Origin of the sequence: Ruegeria sp. EL01, from assembly GCF_900313035.1 — a bacterium.
GTDB lineage: Bacteria > Pseudomonadota > Alphaproteobacteria > Rhodobacterales > Rhodobacteraceae > Ruegeria.
The window spans coordinates 215,109-237,745 of record NZ_OMPS01000003.1 but is presented as its reverse complement, the minus strand read 5'-3'; the positions used below and the strand labels follow the sequence as shown (position 1 = coordinate 237,745).

Here is a 22,637-nt window from a genome sequence, read left to right as displayed (position 1 = left end):
TGTGCCCCGGTTCCAGAGCCCTATAACAGAGGCGAAATTCGACAAACGGCAAGGCTTATGTCCGACAATAGCGACAAGACCACTCATTTCGGGTTCGAAACCGTGCGCGAGGCTGAAAAGGCCGGGCGCGTACAGGGCGTGTTTAACTCGGTCGCCTCAAAATATGATGTGATGAACGATGTCATGTCGATGGGCATCCATCGGGTCTGGAAAGACGCGATGATGGATTGGCTTGCGCCCCGCCCCGGCCAGCGTCTGCTGGATGTGGCGGGCGGCACTGGCGATATCTCGTTCCGGTTCCTGAAACGCGCAGGCCAGGGTCACGCCACCGTTCTGGACCTGACCGAGCCGATGTTGATCGAAGGCCGTCAGCGCGCTGAAGCGGACCAGATGTCCGACAGTCTGAACTGGGTGGTGGGCGACGCGATGGCCTTGCCTTTCGAGGACAACACCTTTGACGTCTACACAATCTCGTTTGGTATCCGCAACGTGACCCACCCGCAGAATGCTCTGAACGAAGCCTATCGCGTATTGAAACCCGGTGGCCGTCTGATGGTGTTGGAGTTTAGCCAATTGCCCAATGACGGGCTGCAGAAGCTCTATGATTTGTACAGTTTCAACGTGATCCCCCGCATGGGCCAACTGATCGCCAATGACCGTGATAGCTATCAGTATCTTGTGGAATCGATTCGCAATTTCCCGGATCAGAACACATTTCTAAGCATGATCCGCACCGCCGGGTTCGAAAACGCCAAATACCGCAACCTCAGCATGGGCATCGCCGCGCTGCATTCCGGCTGGAAGATCTGACACATGCGCGGACCCCACAACATCATTCGCCTGATCCGCACAGGCGCCACCCTAGAGCGCACGGGAGCGATGAATGTCGTTCTCGACGCGTTCGAAGCACCGCGCTCGCTGCGTTTTGTGGCGCATACACTAGGCAAACCCTTCCAATGGTTAGGCTACAAAGGCGACCCAGCAATGCCGCCTGCCACCCGTGCCCTGACGGCGCTGGGTCCTGCCTACATCAAGTTCGGTCAGGTACTCTCAACGCGCCCGGATGTGGTCGGCAACGAGCTGGCCGAACAATTGCGCGTGCTACAGGATAAGCTGCCCCCGTTCTCCAAAGCCGAAGCCATCGCCGAGGTGGAAAAAGAACTGGGTCAACCCGTGGCCGAGATTTTCAGCGAATTCAGCGAACCCATCGCTGCTGCATCGATCGCACAGGTCCACAAAGCCAAACTGGTCAGCACCAGCGAGGATGTCGCCGTCAAGGTCCTACGCCCGGGTATCGAGCGTGCGTTCCGCAAAGACGTCGACGCATTCTACTTCGCCGCCCGGATCGTTCAACTTTTCGCTCCTGGCGCGCGGCGCCTGCGACCAATGGAAGTGATTGAGCATTTCGACGGCGTGGTCCGGGGTGAACTTGACTTGCGCCTGGAAAGCTCTGCCGCGTCGGAATACGCCGCCAACACAAAAAACGATGCCGGGTTCTGGCTGCCACCGGTGGTCTGGTCCTTGTCCGCCCGCCGCGTGATGACGCTCAGTTGGGCGGATGGTGTGCCGCTGGGTGAAAACGATGCGCTGGACGCCGCGGGCCACGATCGCAATGATCTGGCTGAACGGGTCTTGCGCCTGTTTCTGCTGCACGCGCTACGTGACGGTTTTTTTCACGCCGATATGCATCAGGGCAACCTGAAGGTCGCCGCCAACGGCGATATCATCGCCTATGACTACGGGATCATGGGCCATATCGACGAATACACCCGCCGCGTCTATGCCGAGATTCTCTTCGGTTTCATCCGCCGCGACTACAAACGCGTGGCCGAGGTGCATTTCGAAGCAGGCTACGTCCCCGCCAACCAGGATGTAGACGAATTCGCCCGCGCCCTGCGCGCAGTGGGCGAGCCGATCTTTGGCATGAATGCCACCCATATTTCGATGGGCCGGTTGCTGAGCTACCTGTTCGAAGTGACCGAACGGTTCGGCATGGAGACCCGAACGGAACTGATCCTGCTACAGCGCACGATGGTCGTGGTCGAAGGCGTCGCGCGCTCGCTGGACCATCACATGAACATTTGGGAGGTCGCCCGCCCGGTGGTCGAGGATTACATCAAGCAATCCATCGGTCCACGTGCAGCCCTCAGGGATCTTGGCAAAACCGCAATGGTGTTGGCCCGTTTTGGCCCGCGCCTGCCTGCCTTGGTGGAAAGCGTACTGATCGCTCAGACGCAAAAAGACGAACCGCAAAACTCCGGCCTTCGATCAAAGCTCCTTCCGGCTATTCTCGGTGTCGCAATCGGTGCCGCGCTTGTTTTGGTAGTCCTTGCGCTCGGTTAACACCGACCGGATTACATCATCTGACCAGAAATATCCTCTGGGGGAATCGTGCCGCGGCGCAATGGGGGGCAGACAGCCCCCCTATCACCGATCAAAGCCGCTCGATGGCAATGGCAATCCCCTGACCACCGCCAATACACATGGTGATCAACCCTTTGGACCCGCCTGTGCGCTCCAACTCATACAAGGCTTTCAACGTGATGATCGCCCCGGTGGCCCCAACCGGATGCCCCAGTGCGATGGCCCCACCATTCGGGTTCACCTTGGCGGCATCCAGTCCCAGTTCCTGATTGACGGCCAAGGCCTGCGCCGCAAAAGCCTCATTGCTTTCAACGACGTCGAAATCGCCCGCGGACAAACCAGTCTTCTTCAGCAGATTCTGCACTGCCGGAATCGGGCCAATCCCCATCACCTCGGGGCGGACACCCGCATGGGCATACCCCAGAACGCGCGCCTTGGGCTTCAAACCCGCCTTCTCGGCCGCATCTGCAGTGGCCAGAACCATTGCCGCCGCGCCGTCATTGATACCGGATGCATTTCCCGCCGTTACCCGACCATCCTTTTTGAACACTGCCCGTAATCCTGCCAGCGCCTCTGCCGTGGTGGCCTTGGGGTGTTCGTCGACCTTGAAATCAACCATGTCCCGCTTGACCTTGACCTGCACCGGCGTGATCTGGCTTTCAAAATACCCTGCCTCGATCGCAGCGGCCGCACGGGTCTGGCTGGTCAATGCAAATTCATCCATCTGCCCGCGGCTGATCTGATGCTCATCCGCGACATTCTCAGCCGTAACACCCATGTGCCCGGTTCCAAACGGACAGTTCAATGCGCCCAGCATCATGTCCATCGAAGTTACATCGCCCATCTTCGCGCCCCACCGGGCCTGAGGCACAATGTAAGGGCTGCGCGACATGCTCTCGGCGCCACCAGCCACTGCAAAGTCAGCGTCACCCAGCATCAGGGATTGGACGGCCGAGACAATCGCCTGCGCACCCGAACCGCACAGGCGGTTGACGTTCATCGCCGGTGTTCCATTGGGAATACCGGCCTGCATTGCCGCCACTCGCGAAAGATACATGTCACGGGGTTCCGTGTTGATCACATGGCCAAATACCACATGCCCGATCTGCGCGCCCTCCACACCCGAACGCTCAAGCGCTGCTTCGGTTGCAACGGTCGCCAGATCAATGGGTGCAGTCGATGCCAAGGCACCGCCGAATGTTCCGATTGCGGTGCGGGCACCGTCCAGCAATACGATATCGGTCATATCTTTCTCCTCCTGGGTTTGGCGGCAGTATGCACCCGCAGCATGGGCCTGTCCTATAGGACGTCCCGTCACGGCCAAGATTGACATTGCTTCGGGCTGCGCGCATGAATTTCCGTCATGACGGAAGACACAGACGATATCCTGACACGCCTGCCCGCCCGCCTGAAAGAGGCGCGGCGTGCCAAGGGGCTATCCCTCGAAGCCGTGGCAAACCTGAGCGGTGTTTCCCGGTCCATGGTCAGCCAGATCGAACGAGGCGAAAGCAGCCCGACAATCTCGACTCTGTGGAACCTGACCCGCGCATTGCAGGTAGATTTTGCGGGGCTTCTGGAAGAGGGCAACATCGCCGACCAGATTGAGGTTCTTAGAAGGACGGAGGTGCCCAGCATCGACAATATGGGCCAGAATTGCCGCATACGCATCTTATCACCGCCCGAAGAGGCCGGCGGTCATGAGGTTTACGACATCCAGTTTGACGAAGATGGTGGGCTGAACAGCCAGCCACATGCGCGGGGCGCGCAAGAGCAATTGACGGTATTGGAAGGCGCTGTTCGCGTGACATCAGGCGCGGCGGTGTCTGAATTGCAGCAGGGTGACACGGCTCGGTATGCAGCAGACGTTGTGCACGCCATTTCGGCGAAGGGACCGGCCCGAGTCTTTCTGATCGTCAAAAACGCCTGATCTCGGCGGCGTTCCGCCTTCACGGAAATTTTTCCGTAATCCTGTATTTCCCCTATTTGGGAAATCCATCCGCTATGTTAGAAGTGCGACTCAAAGCAAGGAGATCGCCATGGCAGACGCATTCCTGTCCCACATCACGGACACCCTGACGCAGATCGAATCCGAGGGTCTGTATAAACGGGAACGAATGATCACCTCGCCTCAGGGCGGTGAGATTACGGTAGGCGGCAAGCAGGTGATCAACCTGTGCGCCAACAACTACCTGGGACTTGCGGATCACCCTGCCCTGATCGACGCAGCAAAGAACGCGATGGAGCCCAAAGGGTTCGGCATGGCCTCGGTTCGGTTCATCTGCGGAACGCAAGACATTCACCGAGAGCTGGAACAGCGCCTGGCCAAGTTCCTGAACAAGGATGATGCAATCCTGTTTGCCGCCTGCTTTGATGCCAACGGCGGATTGTTCGAGCCGCTGTTAGGACCAGAAGACGCCATCATTTCGGACAGTCTGAACCACGCCTCGATCATCGATGGCGTGCGGCTATGTAAAGCCAAGCGCTATCGCTACCTGAACAATGACATGAATGATCTCGAAGCCTGGTTGAAACAGGCGCGCGAGGACGGGGCGCGGCATATCATGATCGCCACCGATGGCGTGTTTTCGATGGATGGCTATCTGGCCAACCTGCCGAAAGTCCGGGAGTTGGCGGACAAATACGACGCCATTGTCATGGTCGACGACTGCCACGCGACCGGCTTTATGGGGCCGAACGGCGCCGGCACACCGGATCATTTCGGTGTTGATGTGGACATTCTGACAGGAACTTTGGGCAAGGCACTTGGGGGGGCAATCGGCGGTTACATCGCCGGGCCGCAGCCAGTGATCGACCTGCTGCGGCAGCGGGCGCGGCCCTATCTGTTTTCCAATTCGCTGCCGCCCTCTATCGTTGCTGCTGGCCTCGAGGCGATCCGTCTGGTCGAAGAAGGCGACATGCTGCGCGCCCAGCTGTTCGGCAACGCCAAATACTGGCGCGCGGGGCTTGAGAAACTAGGGTTTGACCTGCTGCCCGGCGAACACCCGATCATCCCTGTCATGCTGGGTGAGGCCCAATTGGCACAGGACATGGCATCACGGCTGTTTGACGAAGGCGTCTATGTCTCGGGATTCTTCTTTCCCGTAGTTCCGCGCGGGCAGGCAAGGATCAGAACACAGATGAATGCGGCCCTAACCAAAGACGAATTGGACCGTGCGCTGGCTGCCTTTGGTAAGGTCGGTAAAGAGCTAGGGGTGATCTGATGCGACCCAACACCATGAAAGCGCTGGAAAAATCCAACCCCGAAGAAGGTCTGTGGATGGTGCAGGCCCCGGTTCCTGAAATCGGCCCCGATGAGGTTCTGATCCGGATCAACAAAACGGGGATATGCGGCACCGATATCCATATCTGGAACTGGGATGATTGGGCCGCTGCCACTGTGCCGGTTCCGATGATCACCGGCCATGAATTCGCGGGTGAAATTGTCGAGCTTGGGCGCAATGTAACGGGTCTTGAGATCGGTCAAAGGTGCTCGGGCGAGGGGCATCTGATCGGAACCGACAGTCGCCAAAGCCGGGCAGGTAAATTCCATCTCGATCCCGGCACCCAGGGAATCGGGGTGAACGAACAGGGCGCGTTTGCTGAATACCTGAAACTGCCTGCCTTCAACGTAGTTCCATTGCCAGACGACATCCCGGATGAGATCGGCGCGATTCTGGATCCTTTGGGCAATGCGGTGCACACAGCGCTTAGCTTTGATTTGCTGGGCGAAGACGTGCTGATTACAGGGGCTGGCCCCATCGGCATCATGGCCGCAGCGGTTGCCCGCCATGCCGGCGCACGCAATGTGGTGATCACCGACATCAACGCAGATCGTCTGAAACTGGCACAACACGTTGTCCCCACAGTTCGCACCGTGGACGTCACAGCAGAAGACCTGCAAGACGTCATCACCGAGCTGGGCTTGAAAGAAGGCTTTGACGTTGGCCTCGAAATGTCGGGCTCACAAGCCGCATTGGATCAGATGATCGAAGCATTGGTCATGGGCGGCAAGATCGCTCTGCTGGGCATTCCTCCGGGCAAATCGCCTGTAGATTGGAGCCGTATCGTCTTCAAGGCCATCACCATCAAAGGCGTGTATGGGCGCGAGATGTTCGAAACGTGGTACAAGATGATCGCCATGCTGCAAAACGGGCTGGATGTCAGCCGCGTCGTCACCCATCGCTTCACGGTCGACGACTTCACCAAAGGATTTGCAGCGATGAAATCCGGTTTATCAGGCAAAGTGGTTCTAGACTGGACGTAACCCGCTGGAAAGTCACAAACTTAACCCCTAAACAGGTGCAAACCAACACTGCGGAGAGGCAAATGAGCGACGAGAGTACAGAAGATCGCTTTGTGGAACGTGGCATCGAGGAGTCGCTGGTCACCGATTTCGCCGAAACCCATCGCCAAAGCTACGGCGACTTCTTGCAGCTAAAGACCCTCCTGGACCTGCAAAAAACCTTTCAAGACCCTGCCCAACCGGATGAGATGCTATTCATCATCATTCATCAGGTCAGCGAGTTGTGGTTGAAGCTGATGCATCACCAATTGGTCGAGGTTCGCCGCTTTCTGCAGCATGACGAGTTTGGCCCGGCGATGAAAAATCTAGACCGGATCAAAGCGATCCAGCGCCAGCTGATCGCCGCATGGGAAACCCTGCTGACCATTACGCCCGCCGACTACATGACGTTCCGCGAGGCATTGGGCAGCTCTTCGGGGTTTCAAAGTTATGGCTACCGACAGATTGAATTCATTCTGGGCAACAAGGATGCCTCGACCCTGAAAGTGCATCAGCATGACCCAGAGGTTATGGAGATGCTGAGTGCCGCCCTGACCAAACCATCGCTCTATGACGAAGTATTGCACATGTTGGCGCGGCAGGGTTTTGATGTCCCGCAGGATTTGATCGAACGAGACTACGCCGTGCCCTACTCGGGGGACCCACGCGTCGTAAAAATTTGGGCTCAGGTGTTTCGAGACACGCAAAAACATTGGGATCTGTATGCTTTGGCCGAAAAGCTGATGGATGTGGAAAGCCTGTTTCAACGCTGGCGTTTTGATCACGCAACTGCGGTTGAAAGGGTCATTGGTATGCAGCCCGGTACCGGCGGATCCAGCGGCGTCGCGTTCCTGCGCAAGGCGCTGGACCTGCGATTCTTCCACGACTTGTATGATATGCGGTCCGAACTAATGTACAGCGGGCAGGACTAGGACATGTTGTATCGCGGGTTCTCGCAAGAGGAGTTGGAGCAGGAATACTCTCCAAGTTCAATGATCGGTGGCGATCTGTCTCCCTATCTGGCCAGTTGTGACGCATTGAGCGCGCAGGCGCGGGCAAGGTTGCAGGTGAAGGAAAACCTGTCTTATGGCGAAAGCCCAACGCAGGTTCTGGATTTCTTCCCCGCGAAAGGGGCGGGCGCACCGCTGCATGTCTTCGTTCACGGCGGCTATTGGCAAGCACTTAGCCAGCGCGAGTCGTCCATGATGGCCCCGGCGCTGGTCGATGCCGAACAGTCCTTTGCCACGCTGAACTACACTCTCGCCCCGGATGCGCGGTTGGATCAGATGATCTCCGAATGCCGCGATGCGCTGCTGTGGCTGGCCTCAAATGCTTTTTCGTTGGGTTTCGACCCATCGCGGATCACACTATCGGGGCACAGCGCCGGTGCGCATCTGGTCGCAATGGTCATGGCAACGTCGGCCGACGCACTGGCGCGGGCTGGATTGCGGGTGCGCGACGTGATTTTGGTCAGTGGCGTATATGATCTGGAACCGATCAGCCTGACACCTGTGAATGATCCGCTGCAGCTGACCCCGGTCGAGATTCATGACCTGTCGCCCATTCTGAACCTGCCCGCCCCCGGCCCGCGCTATCATGTAACTGTGGCCGAGAGGGACACGGGCGAGTTTATCCGCCAAAGCCGGGAGTATGCGGAATTGCTGCGCAAAAGCGGGCATTCGGTCGGCTTCGATCTGCGGAAAGGGATGCAGCATTTCGACATCATCATGCATCCCGGCACTTTCCTGCCCGCCGGGCAGTAGCCACAAAGAAAAACAGCGGCCCGATCAGACCGCTGTTTTTTTGTCTTTATGACGCTCAGGATCACTCCAAAGTACGGGTGACTTCTTCGCGCTCGAAGATCTCGATCACATCGCCCGCGCGAATGTCATCGTAGTTTTCAAACGCCATACCGCATTCCTGACCCGACTGAACTTCGGCCACTTCGTCCTTGAAGCGCTTCAGCGTCTTCAGCGTGCCTTCGTGGATCACCACGTTGTCGCGCAGCAGGCGAACACCGGCAGAACGACGTGCTACACCTTCGGTAACCAGGCAGCCGGCAACCTTGCCGACACCGGTGACCTTGAAGACTTCGCGAATCTCAGCGTAACCGATGAACTTTTCGCGGATCTCGGCGCTCAGCAGACCGGATGCAGCGGCTTTCACGTCGTCGACCAGATCGTAGATTACCGAATAGTACCGGATCTCTACACCCTTCTGGTTCGCAGTGTTCCGGGCTGAGGCATTGGCACGCACGTTAAAGCCCAGGATCGGTGCACCAGAGGCTTCGGCCAGGCCAACATCCGTCTCGGTGATGGCACCCACGCCTGAATGCAGCACGCGCACGCGCACCTCATCATTGCCGATCTTCTCCATCGCCTGAACGATGGCCTCCGCAGATCCTTGAACGTCCGCCTTCATCAGGATCGGCAGTTCGGCCATGTTTTCGTCTTCCTTGGCCTTCTGCATCAACTGCTCAAGGGTAGTCGCGGCGCCAGCGGCAGCGCGTTTGTCCTTGGCGGCTTTTTCGCGATATTCGGCGATTTCGCGCGCCTGAGCCTCGGTCTCGGTGACGTTCAGAACGTCCCCTGCTTCGGGTGTGCCGTTCAACCCCAGAACCTCGACAGGCACTGACGGTCCGGCCTCTTGCACCCGCTCGCCCTTGTCGTTGATCAGGGCACGGACTTTACCGTACTGTTCACCAACAACAAAGATATCGCCCTGACGCAGGGTGCCGTTCTGAACCAGAACGGTGGCCACAGGACCACGTCCCACATCCAGCTGTGCTTCGATCACCGCACCCTGGGCCGCGCGATTCGGGTTGGCCTTCAGTTCCAGAATTTCGGACTGCAGCGCAATGGCTTCCAGCAATTCACCAAGACCCTGACCGGTAATGGCCGAGACCTCGACATCTTGCACTTCACCCGACATCTTCTCGACGATCACTTCGTGCTGCAGCAAGTCAGTGCGCACCTTGTCCGGGTTGGCATCCGGCTTGTCGATCTTGTTGATCGCCACGATCATCGGAACTTCGGCCGCTTTAGCGTGATTGATAGCTTCAATCGTCTGCGGCATGACCGCATCGTCAGCAGCAACAACCAGCACAACGATATCCGTCACCTGAGCACCGCGTGAGCGCATCGAGGTAAAGGCCGCGTGGCCCGGCGTATCCAGGAAGGACAGCGTGGTGCCGCCCTCGGTTTTCACCTGATAAGCACCGATATGCTGTGTGATACCGCCAGCTTCGCCAGCGACGACACGCGCATCACGGATAGCATCCAGGAGCGACGTCTTACCATGGTCGACGTGACCCATGATCGTAATGACGGGCGGACGTGACTGCAGGTCTTTGTCGTCATCTTCGACTTCTTTGATGACGTCCTCGACATCCGAATCAGAGACGCGGGTCACTTTGTGACCAAATTCTTCGATGATCAGTTCGGCTGTATCGGCGTCGATGGTTTGGTTTTGCGTCACCATCATGCCCATGTTCATCAGCGATTTGACAACATCTGCCACACGCTCGGCCATACGGTTGGCCAGCTCTGAAACCGTGATGGCCTCGGGCAGTTGCACGTCGCGGATCACCTTTTCCCGCTCGACAGTTCCGCCCATCGCCTTTTGACGTGCACGTTCCTGCTTGCGTTTCATCGCCGCCATCGAACGCTGGCGCCCACCTTCGCCACCAGTGGCCTGACCCAGAGTCAGTTTACCGGACCGACGGTTGTCATCACGACCTTTACCTCGGTTGCCGCGTTGTTCGCGCTCGCGGTCATTTTTCCGTGGCGTAGCAGCTGGTGCAGGTTTGTTGGCCGGGCTACGCGGAGCAGCCGCCTTAGGTTCTGCCGGTGCCGCCGGAGCAGCAGCGCGTTGTGCCGCTATTTCGGCCTCTTTGCGCTTGCGCTCTTCCTCTTCGGCCTTGGCGCGGGCACGTTCTTCGGCTTCGCGCTGTTCGCGTTCCTTGGCCTCTTGTTCGGCACGGCGACGGGCACGCTCTTCTTCGCGCGCCTTTTCCTGTGCCTCACGCTGGGCGGCCTCTTCGGACTCGCGCGCTTTGGCCGCCTGCAATGCCTTCATGCGGCGGGCCATTTCGGCATCAGAAATGCCTGCAGGACGACGCGAAGGATCACCCGACGGTGTAGTACCGCCACCAGACTTGGTTGCGCCCGGCTTGGGGACCACCACGCGTTTGCGTTTGGTTTCCACCACGACATTCTTGGTCCGTCCGTGGCTGAAACTCTGTTTCACATTTCCGGGGCGTGCCCCGCCACGTAGACCCAATGTCTTTTTGCCGTCACTATCGCTCATAAAGCTTCTTACCCTTCCGCGCGGCCCTTGCCGCCGTCATCCTTTTCGCGCAAGCCACGCAGGCGCTGCGCTTCCTCTACAACACGTTTGGCGAGTCCGCCAGAGGCCAGCGCCGCATGAATCACGGTTTGGCGCCCAAATGCCTGTCCTAACTCGTCCGCAGTCAGCCAACCGATGTATTTACCAAAGTGCGGCGTACTCAATTTGGACTTACCGCGCCCTGATCCATCTGCGGCCTGAAGCAACACCTGAGCCTCTTCCCGGTCCAGCCACGTCTTGACCTTCTCATAGCCAGCGACAGCGTCGCCGGACTTGCGCGCCAGGCTGAGCAACTCAACCACACGGCGCGCGATCTGCTTTTCGACCTCATCCGCCAGATCCTTTGATGCAGTGACCTGCGCCTTGAATCCGCGTGCGAACAGTTTCTTGCCGATGGCCTTGTCCAGCGCTGCACGATCCGACGCAACATAGACCCCACGTCCCGGCAGTTTTGCCGCAACATCGGGAAAGACCTGACCGTCCGGCCCCGTCACAAAGCGGATCAACCCATATTTAGGCTGAACCTCGCCCGTGGCGATGCACTTGCGCTCAGGTCCTTCGGACCGATCTTTATGGACGCCACCGCGACCCATTCACGCCACCCGAGGCCTGAGATCAGGCCTCGGCCTCCTCTTCAGCTGTTTCGCCTTCGATCTCTTCTTCAGCCTGTTCCAGCTCGGCCGGATCAACCCAACCCAGCATGATGCGCGCCGTCATGACCATGTCCTGGGCCTCTTCCAGCGTCACGCCGAAAGGTTCCAGAACCCCATCATCTTTGATGCGTTCGCCATCGACTGTGGTCCAGCCACCGGCCAGTTCCCAGTCAGCACAGGTTGCGAAGTCTTCCAAAGTCTTCACGTCATCCTTGGCCAGTGCCTCAACCATCTGGGGTGTCAGGCCTTCAAATTCAATAAGGCTGTCCTCGACACCCAGGGCGCGGGCTGCGTCAAGCGCCGCTTTGGCCTGCGCCTCCAGGTATTCGCGGGCACGCGCCTGCAATTCATTTGCGGTGCCCTCATCAACTCCGTCGATGACCAGCAGTTCGTCCACTTCGACATACGCAACCTCTTCGAGGTTGGTGAAGCCTTCGGACACCAGCAACTGGGCAAAGAACTCGTCCAGATCGAGGCTTTCCATGAACAACTGAGTACGGGCTTCGAACTCTTTCTGACGGCGGGCCGATTCTTCGGCTTCGGTCATGATGTCGATGTCGAGGTTGGTCAGCTGGCTGGCCAGACGCACGTTCTGACCGCGACGGCCGATGGCAAGGCTCAACTGCTCTTCGGGAACAACAACTTCGATCTTGCCGGCTTCTTCGTCCAGAACAACTTTGGACACTTCGGCAGGTTGCAGCGCGTTCACCAGGAAAGTCGGCTGATCTTCGTTCCACGGGATGATGTCGATCTTTTCACCCTGCAATTCGTTCACAACGGCCTGCACACGGCTGCCGCGCATACCAACGCAAGCACCGACAGGGTCAATCGAGCCATCGTAGGAAATGACTGCGATCTTGGCGCGCGAACCGGGATCACGGGCCACGGCCTTGACCTCGATGATGCCGTCATAGATTTCCGGCACTTCCATCTTGAACAGCTCAGCCATGAATTCCGGCGCGGTGCGCGACAGGAAGATCTGGTGGCCGCGGACCTCGCGGCGGACTTCCTTGATGTAGGCACGCACGCGGTCATTCGGGCGATAGCTTTCTCGACCGATCTTGTCGTTGCGACGCAGAACGGCCTCGGCACCACCCAGATCGATGATGACGTTGCCGAATTCTTCGCGTTTGACAGCGCCGTTGATGATTGTACCGGCGCGGTCCTTGAAGTCTTCGTACTGGCGATCACGTTCCGCTTCGCGGACCTTTTGCAGAATCACCTGCTTGGCTGACTGCGCCGCGATCCGACCCATTTCAACCGGAGGAACCTCTTCGACAAAGGTGTTGCCGACTTCGGGCGCTTCCATGTACTGACGCGCCTGTTCGACGGTCATCTCGGCCTGATAATTCTCCAGTTCTTCCTCCTCGACCACGGTGCGGACACGGGTGAAGGTTGCTTTGCCGGTTTTGCGGTCGATCGACACGCGAATGTCCATCTCGGCCCCGTAGCGGCTTTTGGCGGCGCGGGCGAGCGATTCCTCCATCGCTTCGACAACCAAACCGGGGTCGATCATCTTTTCGCGGGCCACGGCCTCGGCGGTCTGCAACAGCTCCAGCTGGTTGGCTGAGGTGATTGCCATCAGTTCGTCTCCTCTTGGGACTCTTCGGTCTCTATCTCGTCGAAGGCGTCTTCGTTCAAAGCGCCCGCATCTTTGCGTTGACGCAACATTTCCTTGATCAGGTCATCGGTCAGAACCAGCTTGGCATCGCTCAGCCAGTCGAATTGCAGACCAATGGTGATTATCTCATCCCCTTCAGGGATATTGATCAGAACCTCATCCCCTTCAATCCCCGCCAGCTCACCTTTAAAGCGGCGGCGACCATCGATAAGGTCCGCGGTTTCGATCTTGGCCTCATACCCTTCGAACATCTCAAAATCCTTGAGACGGGTCAGAGGGCGGTCGATGCCGGGGCTTGAGACTTCCAGCGTATAGGCGTCAAGAATTGGGTCCTCGACATCCAAAGAGGCGCTGACCGCGCTCGAAATCTCGCCGCAATCATCCACTTCGATCCCGCCATCAGGCTTATCGGCCATGATCTGCAGGGTGGTCAGCTTACCGCTCATCAGGCGGACGCGAACCAGCTCATACCCCAGATCCTCGATCACCGGTGTGATGATCTCGGCCAGTCGCCTGTCAATGGCAGCTTTGGCTATCAGGTCATTTGTCATCTGGCACTCTACCCTTGTTCGGGCACAAAAAAACGGGCGCGCGGCCCGTCGATATTTTCCGGTGGAGCCTCGGACCAGAAGTCCGACACGCCGCTGTTGAAACTGCATATACGCAGGACATTCCCAAACTGCAACCCCCGGAGAAAATCGTGATCGCAATTAGGCCAGTTTCAGACCAACCACCACCGTTCCGCAATGCGGCCATCGTCCAAAGCACCGCGCTGACCGACCTGCCGCGGCATTCCGACCGACCCGGTCATGGCCAGCGCCATATCTGATTCGCCGGGATGGTACCGCAGCCCGCGCTGACCAATCAGACCTTCGTGTGCCGGCAGGGCCGCGACATCCACATACCCGTCCCGCAATGCTTCGGCGCGGACGTGGGCGTCCGGGATGACGATCACCTCAAGCGCGTCAAGCCACCCTGCCTGATTGTCCTTGTAATGCTCTGTCACCCTGCGACCCAGAAAATGTCGCCCATCTTCGGCCCGTTCTACGTGGTAACATCCCGTGCCATTGGCAGTCTTCAAAGGCGTTACGCCCTGTCCGTCACGCGTGATGACGTTCTTGTTGTCGGCCAACAGAAACGGCAAACCAGGGTTGGGTTCGGCCAGTTCCAGTCGCAGGTCGTGGGGGCCAATTGCTTCGGCTTGCCCGATCTCGTCCAGAACAGCGAGAACGTCCTGAACCTTCAGTTCGGCGCCGTCGTGAAATTGCACATTTTCGCGCAGATCAAATTGCCAGACACGGGCGTCAGCGTCGGTTTTCCAGCCCGTTGCCAATTCGCCGCGTAAAGTGCCATCCGGGGCAATCTCGGTCAGGGTGTCAAACACGGCGCCGCGAACCACCTGATCAAGGCTGTCATCGCGTGGAACCGCAAGCCGCAGTGTTCCGCCGGATTTAGGAGTGTCCGCCAAAGACGCCCCCGTCGCCGCCAGCAGCGCCGCAGCTGCACCCGAGGCAAACAAGGCACGGCGATCGATCCGGGTCATGCCACGCCCTCCGCCACACGGTCCATGATGCGAACCAATTCAGCGCTGATCCCCGGTTCAGACAGGGCATGCCCCGCGTTGCGCACCATCTTCAAATCAACATTGGGCCAGCGCTTGGACAGGTTCCAAGCCGCCTGGGGCGGGCAGATCATATCATAGCGGCCTTGAACAATATGGCCGGGAATATGTGCGATTTTGTCCATCTGATCCAGGATTTGTCCATCCGTCTCAAGAAAACCGCTGTTGATGAAGTAATGGTTCTCAAGTCGCGCAAAAGCCCGGGCGTATTCGCCGGGGCTTTCTCCGGCCGTCCCATTGGAATGGATCGAAGCTAAAGCGTTTTCCCAACTGGACCAGGCGCGCGCAAACAGGATTTCCGTGGCGCGATCGCCTGAAAACAGACGTTTGTTATAGGCACCAATAGGGTTTGACAGTTCATCCTCAGACAGGAGTGATGTGAACTTCGACCACTGCTCGGGCCAGAATCTTCCGACGCCGCCGCCGTAGAACCAATCCAGCTCAGCCTGGGTCATCAGGAAAACACCGCGCAGAACCAATCGGCTCACGCGATCTGGATGCGCTTGGGCATAGATCAGCGCCAATGTCGCGCCCCAGCTTCCGCCGAAGACGGTCCATTCCTCAATTTCCAGCAAGCTCCGCAGACGTTCGATATCTGCGACCAGATGCCAGGTCGTATTATCCTCAACCGACGCATGGGGGCGCGAATTACCGCAGCCGCGTTGATCAAACAGAATCACCCGAAAGACGCTGGGATCGAAATAGCGCCGCATGGCCGGGCTGCATCCACCCCCCGGACCGCCATGCAACACCACCACCGGCACCCCATCCGGATTGCCGCTTTGCTCCATATAAACCTGGTGACCGTCGCCCACGCTGACCAAACGCTGATCGAACGGGTCGATCGGCGGGTACAGATATTGAACTGCGCGCTTTTGGTCCGGGTACTTGTCCATTATGGGCCTATATAGTCCTTAAGCGTAAAAGAGCATACGGAGACAGGAATGCAAGCGCATCCGAACACGGTGGACCCATCCGAGATCGCAAAATTCGAGGCAATGGCCGCAGAATGGTGGGATCCGCATGGGAAATTCAAACCTCTGCACATGCTGAACCCGTGCCGTCTTGATTATATCACCCAACAAATCGCAGGCGAATTTGACAGGGATTTGAAGGAATCAAAACCATTTGACGGCCTGCGCTTGCTGGATATCGGCTGCGGCGGCGGGCTGCTGAGTGAACCGATGGCTCGTCTTGGGGCCGAGGTCGTGGGTGCTGACGCGGCCGAAGGAAACCTGCCCGTCGCTCGCATTCATGCTGAACAGTCCGGGCTGCAGATCGACTATCGCCACACGACGGCAGAAGCAATGGCCGCAGATGGCGAGCAGTTTGACGTGGTGTTGAATATGGAAGTGGTCGAGCATGTCGCCGACCCGCAAGGCTATCTGACCGCAACGCAGCACCTGCTGAAACCCGGTGGGTTGCAGGTGTGCTCGACCATCAACCGCAATCCAAAATCCTATGCGATGGCCATTTTCGGGGCCGAGGTCGTCATGCGCTGGCTACCGCGCGGCACACATGAATGGGACAAATTCATCACTCCGGATGAGCTGTTCGAGCTTCTACGGAAGGCTGGTCTGGATCCGGTGGATCGCAAGGGGTTCGTGTTCAACCCGATCCTGTGGAGCTGGTCGATCTCGGACCGGGATTTGAGCGTGAATTATGTGACGGCGAGTGTGAAGCCGGGGTGAAGTAAGGTGGATGTTTACACCCATTCGCGCTGAGTGAGGATACGCCAAATGACTTTGACCCGTGTTTTGATGTGCGTTGCGTTTGCCATCGCAGCGATTGTTTTCTCAGCCTCGATTTACAAGGGTGCAAAGCGGGCTGAGGGATATTGCATTGAGACTGGTCAGAGACTTTCAGATGAGGAAAGTCTGGCGCTCGCAAGAACTTATGCAATGCAAAGTAATCCCTTGCAGAAGGACCCTGACTATCGGGACGTCGCCTTTTCAGTTCGGCTGGTCTCACATTCCGAAGTTAGGGATGAAGAAAAAGTCCCTTCTTGGGTAAAACGTTCCGGCGGATTTCGAGCGTATGCGCTTGTTAACTATGACCTCGCAGGACTCGAAAAACACGATCTACAGCTTCTGAAAAGGGGCGTATTGTCTATGTTTCCAACTGCGGTGCAGTAAGAAGCAATGTTCGAGAATTCAGGTGGAAGTTTCTATCTTAAGCTTGAACCGCTCACTTCGATGTTTAAGAAAAATCGTCGATCACGGGCATCCAAGATCATAGTCGCGAGACAGACACCGCTGTTTCATCAGTGGTTTTAGTCTCGAGTATGATGAGATCCGCTATTTTGGCGCGGTTGCCACGGCTCCTCACTCCCCCTCCAACTGCAACCGCAAATCCCGCAGTACGGGCAATGTGCTGCGGACACGTTCCAAACCCAGCTCTCCGACCACACGGTTGATCAGCGGCGCGATGGATGAAATCGCCTGATCGCGGGCGCGCCGCCCAGCGGGGCTGATCGCCACCATTTTACGGCGGGCATCGTCCCAATCGGGACGGATATGAATGTAACCCGCCCATTCCAGCTTGGCCAATGTGTTGGTCATCGCACCTCGGGTGACGTGAAACGTATTGGCCAATTGCGCCGGACTGCGTTCGTCTCCAACAAAGACCAGATGGTTCAGCACCGAGAAATGCGAGATTTCCATGCCCTTGGGCAAAACGCGGCTCAGCCGGTTCCGCAACAGTTGATCGGCGGTCAGGATCTCGCTGAACAGCGTGACCGCCAGGGCATTTTTCTCGTCAGTCATGGCCCGATTCTGGATCAAGGCCCGTCGAAGGGACGGGTATGTGTCAAAGAGGGCACGCGGCGGCGCGCCTCTGCCACAGAACTATCATCCAAATCGAAAAAGTGAATGCCCGGATCGGTGCCTGCGTCGATCAGCACCTCTCCCCACGGGGCCACAACCATGCTGTGACCGTATGTATGGCGTGTTTTTCCACGTGTTTTAGGGTGTTCGCCTGTCTGAGCTGGCGCAAGGAACCAACAGCCGTTTTCGATCGCCCGTGCGCGCAGCAACGATGCCCAATGCGCCGCCCCGGTGACCGGAGAAAAGGCCGCCGGAACCGTGATGATTCGCGCACCAGCTTGCGCCAACGCCGCATGCAGATGGGGAAATCGTATATCGTAACAAATAGTCAGCCCAACTTTGCCAAAATCCGTCTCGGCGACAACCGCCGTTGTACCGGGCCGGTAGTTGGCTGATTCGCGAAAGGTTTCGGTTTCCGTGACCTGCACATCAAACATGTGGATTTTGTCATAGCGCGCCACGATCTGACCGGTTGGGTCGATCATGAAAGACCGGTTGGCAAACCGCCCATCCGCATCGTGGGTTTTGATCCCCAGCGACCCGATCAACAACCAGACGCCCAGCGCCGCGGCCTGTTCGCGCAGACCTGCCAGTGAAATGTCGTCTTCTTCGAACTGCAAAACTTCGCGTTGCCGCGTGGTGCTATTGGAAACGCAGTTTGTCACCTCGGGCGTCAGTATGAACTGCGCGCCCTGCCCGGCGGCCTCGGCAATCATCGAGCGTACCGTGTCCAGATTCTGGACCGGGTCGTCAGAAGAGGTGAGTTGCAGCAGCGCGGTTTTCATCAGGCTGCCAACAGGTTATCCAGTATGCCCTGCCGCTCCAGATCATACAGATCATCACAGCCGCCAACATGGTCAGTGCCGATGAAAATCTGCGGTACGGTGCGCTTGCCACCAGCGCGTTGAATCATTTCAGGCTTGCGCTTGGGATGCATCAAGACGTCGATTTCCTTGAACTCGACCCCTTTCTGTTTCAGCAACCGTTTGGCGGCATGACAAAACCCGCATAGCGGCGAGGTATAGATTTCAACCGATTTCATATTCCGTTCCTTCGCGTTTCGCGTAACTTGCCGCGAATTAGGCATCCTTGGCAACGCGTGCCAGTACCAACACGAAAATATGATTTGCCCCCGATGATGTGCAAGCCTGCGCACATGCGGCCAGAGTCGCGCCCGAGGTCATCACATCATCGACCAGTAGAACATCCCGCCCACGGATCCTGTGACATCGTTTCGGGTGTGATGAAATCGCATTTTTCAGTATTTCAGCCCGTTCCGCCGCAGTCTTACCGTCCAATACTGGTGTTTTAGTCTGGCGCACTAGCAAGTCAGGGCAAACCTCCTGCCCAACCTCTTGCCCAAGATGATGGGCCAACAGCGCTGATTGGTTGTACCGCCGCTTGATCAGGCGTGACCAATGCAACGGAACCGGAGCGATGACCATGCCGGGTCTGAACAGCGTGCGCCCAGCCAGCGCCATCCACCGCGCGGCGGGCTTGGCCAGCTCGGGTCGGTCACCGTGTTTCAGCGCAAGGATCAAAGACCTAGCACGTCCCTGATACAACAATGCCGCACGTCCATCCTGCCAGGGGCGAGGTGCCTTCAGGCAATCATCACACTCGATTCGGTGACCATCCGCTCCACCAGGCAAGGGCATCCCACAACTCTCGCAAACCGTTCCGCCGGTAAAGGGTGTATCGCGCCAACATGCACCGCATAGGCCGAAATCTGATTCCGTCAGCTCGCCGCAACTTAAACATCTGGGCGGATAGATCAGTTCGACAGCAGTTTGAACTCGCTGCCAAATGCGATACTTGCGACCTATGAAACTGCCTGCGTCCACCGCACCCTCTCTGTTTGACCGGTCAGCCCTGACCCGACGCCGCGCGCGTGCACAGGACGACGCCCTGTTTCTGCACCGAGCCGCCATAGACGAAGTGCAGGATCGGCTATCGATGGTTAACAGGACCTTTACGGCGCCAGCCATCGTGACGCCTTTCCGTCAAATCTGGCAGGGCGTTTTGCCAGATGCGAAGGTCGTTCCGGACGACGAGACGCTGGCATTGACCCCCGGCGCACATGATCTGGTGATCCATGCCATGGCCTTGCATTGGGCCAACGACCCGGTTGGGCAGCTCATCCAATGCCACCGTGCGTTACGCCCCGATGGTCTGCTGCTGGTCGTGTGTCTGGGGGGCGAAACCCTGCACCAGTTGCGCGCCGCACTCGGGCAGGCCGAAATCGCTGTCACGGGTGGGCTTAGCCCCCGGGTCGCGCCCATGGCCGAACTGCGCGAACTGGGGTCCCTGCTGCAACGGGCGGGGTTGGCATTGCCAGTGGCCGATGCAGCCACGCTGACGGCCGAATACCGGGACCTACACCATCTGATGCGCGATCTGCGCGCGATGGGCGAAACCAATGTTCTTTCAGATCGCCTGAAGCGCATGTCCCGACGGCAAGTGTTTGACCAGGCGCAGAAAATCTATAGCAAACACTTCGCAACACCAGAAAACCGGCTGCCTGCAACGTTCGAGTTGATCTGCCTGACCGGCTGGTCCCCCGATGCAAGCCAACCCAAAGCCTTGCGTCCTGGATCAGCGCAGATGCGCCTTGCCGACGCCCTGAACACGGATGAGGGCAATCTGCCGGATTGACGAACGGGTTTTTCCCTTTATCTCAGGCCGGACCATATGAACTCAGGAAGCCAATATGTTTGATGCAACCCGCCCCGCTCATGCACCCGCCGACCACCCGAAGGTCAAAATGGGGCGCGTTGGGATTCTTCTGGCTAATTTGGGCACGCCCGACGACTACAGCTATTGGCCGATGCGGCGTTATCTGAATGAGTTCCTGTCAGATCAGCGCGTGATCGACTACCCCGCTTGGAAATGGCAGCCGATTCTGCAGGGCATCATCCTGACCAAGCGCCCTTTCAGCTCGGGCGAGGCCTACAAATCCATTTGGAACCACGACAAGGGCGAAAGCCCTCTGATGACGATCACAAAAGATCAGACCGCAAAACTGCGTGATACGATGCAGGCGCGCTATGGTGATCAGGTCATGGTGGATTTCTGCATGCGCTACGGCAACCCTTCCACCAAGTCCAAGGTTCGGCACATGGTGGCCGAAGGCTGCGACCGCATTCTGTTCTTCCCGCTTTATCCTCATTATGCGGGCGCAACGACGGCAACGGCGAATGACCAGTTCTTTCGTTCGTTGATGGAAGAGACCTGGCAACCCGCCAGTCGCACCGTTCCGGCCTATTATGCAGAACCGAGCTATATTGACGCACTGGCACAGTCGGTCGAGCGCGCCTATGCCGCGATGGATACCAGACCCGATGTTCTGGTCTGTTCTTACCACGGCATGCCTGAACGCTATTTGCAGCAGGGCGATCCCTATCACTGCCAATGCGTGAAAACGTCAAGACTGCTGACGGAGCGGCTGGGATGGTCAGACGACCAGATAATCTCGACCTTCCAATCGCGCTTTGGCCCTGAAGAGTGGTTGAAGCCCTATACGGTTGATCACGTGGCCGAACTGGCGCGTCAGGGCAAAAAGAACATCGCCGTCATGGCACCGGCCTTTTCCGCCGATTGCATCGAAACGCTGGAAGAGATCAACGAAGAGATCAAGGAAAGCTTTGAAGAGGCGGGCGGTGAGACGTTCACCTATATTCCCTGCCTGAACGACGATGCGCCGCATATCAAAGCGCTCAGCACGATCATTGAGGACAACCTAAATGGTTGGCTGGACTGACACGCGCGACAATTAGACGTGAAAAAAGGCGGTGGATTGCTCCACCGCCTTTTCTCTGAATTTCGCTCGTAGAATTAACCGGCTGCAACAGCTGCGGCAACAACGACCAGCAGAATCAATGGCAGCAGGATGCCCTGCGAAGAACCCTGAGTTTCTTCTACAACAACAGGTGCTTCAACAACCGGCTCTTCCAGGTTGCCAGCAAATGCAGTCGAAGCAGCAGCCGTCAGAGCAGCGGCGAGAACGAGTTTTTTCATATTAACCTCCAGAATTTGCGTGATTCCGATATCCGGAAGCACACACCTAAGACTTACCTCGTGGCTTTTTTCTAATCAGCATTAAAGCTGGAATGCAATTGCAACTTGAGCGGCAAGCAGCTTCGAGCGCGAAAATGTCGTCAAATTAGCAACACTTGCGTGCCGACCTTCGTCATTGAAAACAACTCGGCGATGTCGTTGTTGAACAACCCGATGCAGCCATTGGACGACCGGCGCCCGATTTTACGCGTGTCGTGGGTGCCGTGGATGCGATAATACTTCCAACCCAGATACAACGCGTGCGTTCCCAACGGGTTATCGGGACCGGCAGGAATGAAATCCGGCCATTCGGGGTTTCTTTTCTTCATCGACGGCGTCGGCGCCCATGTTGGGCCTTCGACCTTGCGGATCACGCTGGTACGCCCCCGGCGGGTCATTTCTTCGGTCAGCGGCACTGATGAGGGGTAAAGTTTGTAGGTTGATTGATCATCTGACCAATAATGCAGCGCTCGGGATACGGTATCGACCAGAATGGCGCCGTTTCGCGTGTTCGAAAAATAGGGCTGCCATTCAAGCGCGCGGAACCCAGAAATGTTACGACGTACAGCCGGCTCGTCCCCGGGCGCAGGGCGCAGGGGATCGCCAGGAATGTATTGTGCAATCGCCGGGCTCGCCAATGTTGCCGTTGCACCAACAATAAACCCACGGCGGGTTGATAAGGGAATGCGTTTCCTGACCATGAGAAGCGGTCCTTTTCTATCGCGACATCTGAAATTCGGGGTATTCTATGGCCAGAATGCTTCAGTCGCAAACCAAACCGGCAGAATCACGCGACATGTGGCCATTGCGCATTTGCTCAGAACAGTAAGGCGCGCTATGCCCTGAGACGACACAATAATCAGGTCAA

24 protein-coding genes are annotated in these 22,637 nt (G+C 57.7%); 11 read left to right on the top strand and 13 right to left on the bottom strand.

The features are described 5' to 3' along the window. Positions 1-57: 57 nt before the first annotated feature. Together ubiE and ubiB are read left to right on the top strand one after the other, a co-directional pair. Positions 58-810 carry a bifunctional demethylmenaquinone methyltransferase/2-methoxy-6-polyprenyl-1,4-benzoquinol methylase UbiE gene (gene ubiE, locus D9K61_RS02800; protein ID WP_120631723.1) on the top strand — a complete coding sequence of 251 codons (753 nt, stop codon included), beginning with the start codon at positions 58-60 and terminating at the stop codon, positions 808-810. A 3-nt stretch (positions 811-813) separates the two neighbouring features. Continuing rightward, the gene (ubiB, locus tag D9K61_RS02795; protein ID WP_120631722.1) at positions 814-2,343 is read left to right on the top strand and encodes a 2-polyprenylphenol 6-hydroxylase; all 1,530 of its coding nucleotides are present in this window, start codon (positions 814-816) and stop codon (positions 2,341-2,343) included. A 91-nt stretch (positions 2,344-2,434) separates the two neighbouring features. On the opposite strand, the gene D9K61_RS02790 is transcribed toward ubiB, so the two are convergent. Then, positions 2,435-3,610 carry an acetyl-CoA C-acyltransferase family protein gene (locus tag D9K61_RS02790; protein WP_120631812.1) on the bottom strand — a complete coding sequence of 392 codons (1,176 nt, stop codon included), beginning with the start codon at positions 3,608-3,610 and terminating at the stop codon, positions 2,435-2,437. A gap of 117 nt (positions 3,611-3,727) precedes the next feature. On the opposite strand from D9K61_RS02790, the gene D9K61_RS02785 reads away from it, so the two are divergent. From D9K61_RS02785 to D9K61_RS02765, 5 genes are all read left to right on the top strand, one after another. Then, positions 3,728-4,291, top strand: a complete 564-nt coding sequence (locus D9K61_RS02785) for a helix-turn-helix domain-containing protein (protein WP_120631721.1) — start codon at positions 3,728-3,730, stop codon at positions 4,289-4,291. A 109-nt stretch (positions 4,292-4,400) separates the two neighbouring features. Continuing rightward, positions 4,401-5,585, top strand: a complete 1,185-nt coding sequence (locus D9K61_RS02780) for a glycine C-acetyltransferase (RefSeq protein ID WP_120631720.1) — start codon at positions 4,401-4,403, stop codon at positions 5,583-5,585. Positions 5,586-5,599: 14 nt separating this feature from the next. Continuing rightward, complete coding sequence (gene tdh / locus D9K61_RS02775; RefSeq protein ID WP_120631811.1) at positions 5,600-6,628, top strand: L-threonine 3-dehydrogenase; 1,029 nt, start codon at positions 5,600-5,602, stop codon at positions 6,626-6,628. Positions 6,629-6,690: 62 nt separating this feature from the next. Next, on the top strand, positions 6,691-7,578 hold the full coding sequence (locus D9K61_RS02770) for a tryptophan 2,3-dioxygenase (protein ID WP_120631719.1): 888 nt from the start codon (positions 6,691-6,693) through the stop codon (positions 7,576-7,578). Positions 7,579-7,581: 3 nt separating this feature from the next. Beyond that, positions 7,582-8,409: an alpha/beta hydrolase gene (locus D9K61_RS02765; RefSeq protein ID WP_120631718.1), complete on the top strand. Its 828-nt coding sequence runs from the start codon at positions 7,582-7,584 to the stop codon at positions 8,407-8,409. Between the two features lie 61 nt (positions 8,410-8,470). Here the strand turns inward: D9K61_RS02765 and infB are convergent, their stop codons facing one another. The 6 genes from infB to pip all read right to left on the bottom strand — a co-directional run bounded on the left by infB (position 8,471) and on the right by pip (position 15,784). Continuing rightward, a complete protein-coding gene (gene infB, locus D9K61_RS02760) occupies positions 8,471-10,954 on the bottom strand; it encodes a translation initiation factor IF-2 (protein WP_120631717.1) in 2,484 nt (827 codons plus the stop codon). Between the two features lie 8 nt (positions 10,955-10,962). Further along, positions 10,963-11,586: an RNA-binding protein gene (locus tag D9K61_RS02755; protein ID WP_120631716.1), complete on the bottom strand. Its 624-nt coding sequence runs from the start codon at positions 11,584-11,586 to the stop codon at positions 10,963-10,965. A 22-nt stretch (positions 11,587-11,608) separates the two neighbouring features. Beyond that, the gene (gene nusA / locus D9K61_RS02750) at positions 11,609-13,228 is read right to left on the bottom strand and encodes a transcription termination factor NusA (RefSeq protein WP_120631715.1); all 1,620 of its coding nucleotides are present in this window, start codon (positions 13,226-13,228) and stop codon (positions 11,609-11,611) included. Further along, positions 13,228-13,818, bottom strand: coding sequence for a ribosome maturation factor RimP (gene rimP / locus D9K61_RS02745; RefSeq protein ID WP_120631714.1), 591 nt, complete (start codon positions 13,816-13,818; stop codon positions 13,228-13,230). Before rimP ends, nusA begins: the two co-directional genes overlap by 1 nt. Before the next feature lie 170 nt (positions 13,819-13,988). Further along, positions 13,989-14,810: an ABC transporter substrate-binding protein gene (locus tag D9K61_RS02740; RefSeq protein WP_120631713.1), complete on the bottom strand. Its 822-nt coding sequence runs from the start codon at positions 14,808-14,810 to the stop codon at positions 13,989-13,991. After that, positions 14,807-15,784: a prolyl aminopeptidase gene (gene pip / locus D9K61_RS02735; protein ID WP_120631712.1), complete on the bottom strand. Its 978-nt coding sequence runs from the start codon at positions 15,782-15,784 to the stop codon at positions 14,807-14,809. The genes D9K61_RS02740 and pip overlap by 4 nt, the downstream gene beginning before the upstream one ends. A 48-nt stretch (positions 15,785-15,832) precedes the next feature. On the opposite strand from pip, the gene ubiG reads away from it, so the two are divergent. Continuing rightward, the gene (gene ubiG, locus D9K61_RS02730) at positions 15,833-16,579 is read left to right on the top strand and encodes a bifunctional 2-polyprenyl-6-hydroxyphenol methylase/3-demethylubiquinol 3-O-methyltransferase UbiG (RefSeq protein WP_120631711.1); all 747 of its coding nucleotides are present in this window, start codon (positions 15,833-15,835) and stop codon (positions 16,577-16,579) included. Positions 16,580-16,627: 48 nt separating this feature from the next. Next, complete coding sequence (locus tag D9K61_RS02725) at positions 16,628-17,023, top strand: hypothetical protein (protein ID WP_162946712.1); 396 nt, start codon at positions 16,628-16,630, stop codon at positions 17,021-17,023. Positions 17,024-17,212: 189 nt separating this feature from the next. Here D9K61_RS02725 and D9K61_RS02720 read toward each other — a convergent pair whose 3' ends face one another. From D9K61_RS02720 to D9K61_RS02705, 4 genes are read right to left on the bottom strand one after another with little or no spacing between them, the layout of a single operon-like run. Continuing rightward, entirely contained in the window at positions 17,213-17,653 is a 441-nt protein-coding gene (locus D9K61_RS02720; RefSeq protein ID WP_010442526.1) for a MarR family winged helix-turn-helix transcriptional regulator, read from the bottom strand. 14 nt (positions 17,654-17,667) lie between these two features. Then, on the bottom strand, positions 17,668-18,498 hold the full coding sequence (locus tag D9K61_RS02715) for a carbon-nitrogen hydrolase family protein (RefSeq protein ID WP_120631709.1): 831 nt from the start codon (positions 18,496-18,498) through the stop codon (positions 17,668-17,670). Continuing rightward, on the bottom strand, positions 18,498-18,755 hold the full coding sequence (gene grxC / locus D9K61_RS02710; protein WP_120631708.1) for a glutaredoxin 3: 258 nt from the start codon (positions 18,753-18,755) through the stop codon (positions 18,498-18,500). Before grxC ends, D9K61_RS02715 begins: the two co-directional genes overlap by 1 nt. Positions 18,756-18,792: 37 nt before the next feature. Then, positions 18,793-19,557: a ComF family protein gene (locus D9K61_RS02705; protein WP_174235075.1), complete on the bottom strand. Its 765-nt coding sequence runs from the start codon at positions 19,555-19,557 to the stop codon at positions 18,793-18,795. On the opposite strand from D9K61_RS02705, the gene D9K61_RS02700 reads away from it, so the two are divergent. Continuing rightward, positions 19,538-20,368, top strand: a complete 831-nt coding sequence (locus tag D9K61_RS02700; protein ID WP_120631707.1) for a class I SAM-dependent methyltransferase — start codon at positions 19,538-19,540, stop codon at positions 20,366-20,368. The two genes, D9K61_RS02705 and D9K61_RS02700, sit on opposite strands and share 20 nt — an antisense overlap. A 55-nt stretch (positions 20,369-20,423) precedes the next feature. Beyond that, complete coding sequence (hemH, locus tag D9K61_RS02695) at positions 20,424-21,473, top strand: ferrochelatase (protein ID WP_120631706.1); 1,050 nt, start codon at positions 20,424-20,426, stop codon at positions 21,471-21,473. A gap of 74 nt (positions 21,474-21,547) precedes the next feature. Here hemH and D9K61_RS02690 read toward each other — a convergent pair whose 3' ends face one another. Both D9K61_RS02690 and D9K61_RS02685 read right to left on the bottom strand, forming a co-directional pair. Then, entirely contained in the window at positions 21,548-21,730 is a 183-nt protein-coding gene (locus D9K61_RS02690) for a hypothetical protein (RefSeq protein WP_120631809.1), read from the bottom strand. A gap of 140 nt (positions 21,731-21,870) precedes the next feature. After that, entirely contained in the window at positions 21,871-22,470 is a 600-nt protein-coding gene (locus D9K61_RS02685) for a L,D-transpeptidase (protein ID WP_120631705.1), read from the bottom strand. Positions 22,471-22,637 lie beyond the last annotated feature (167 nt).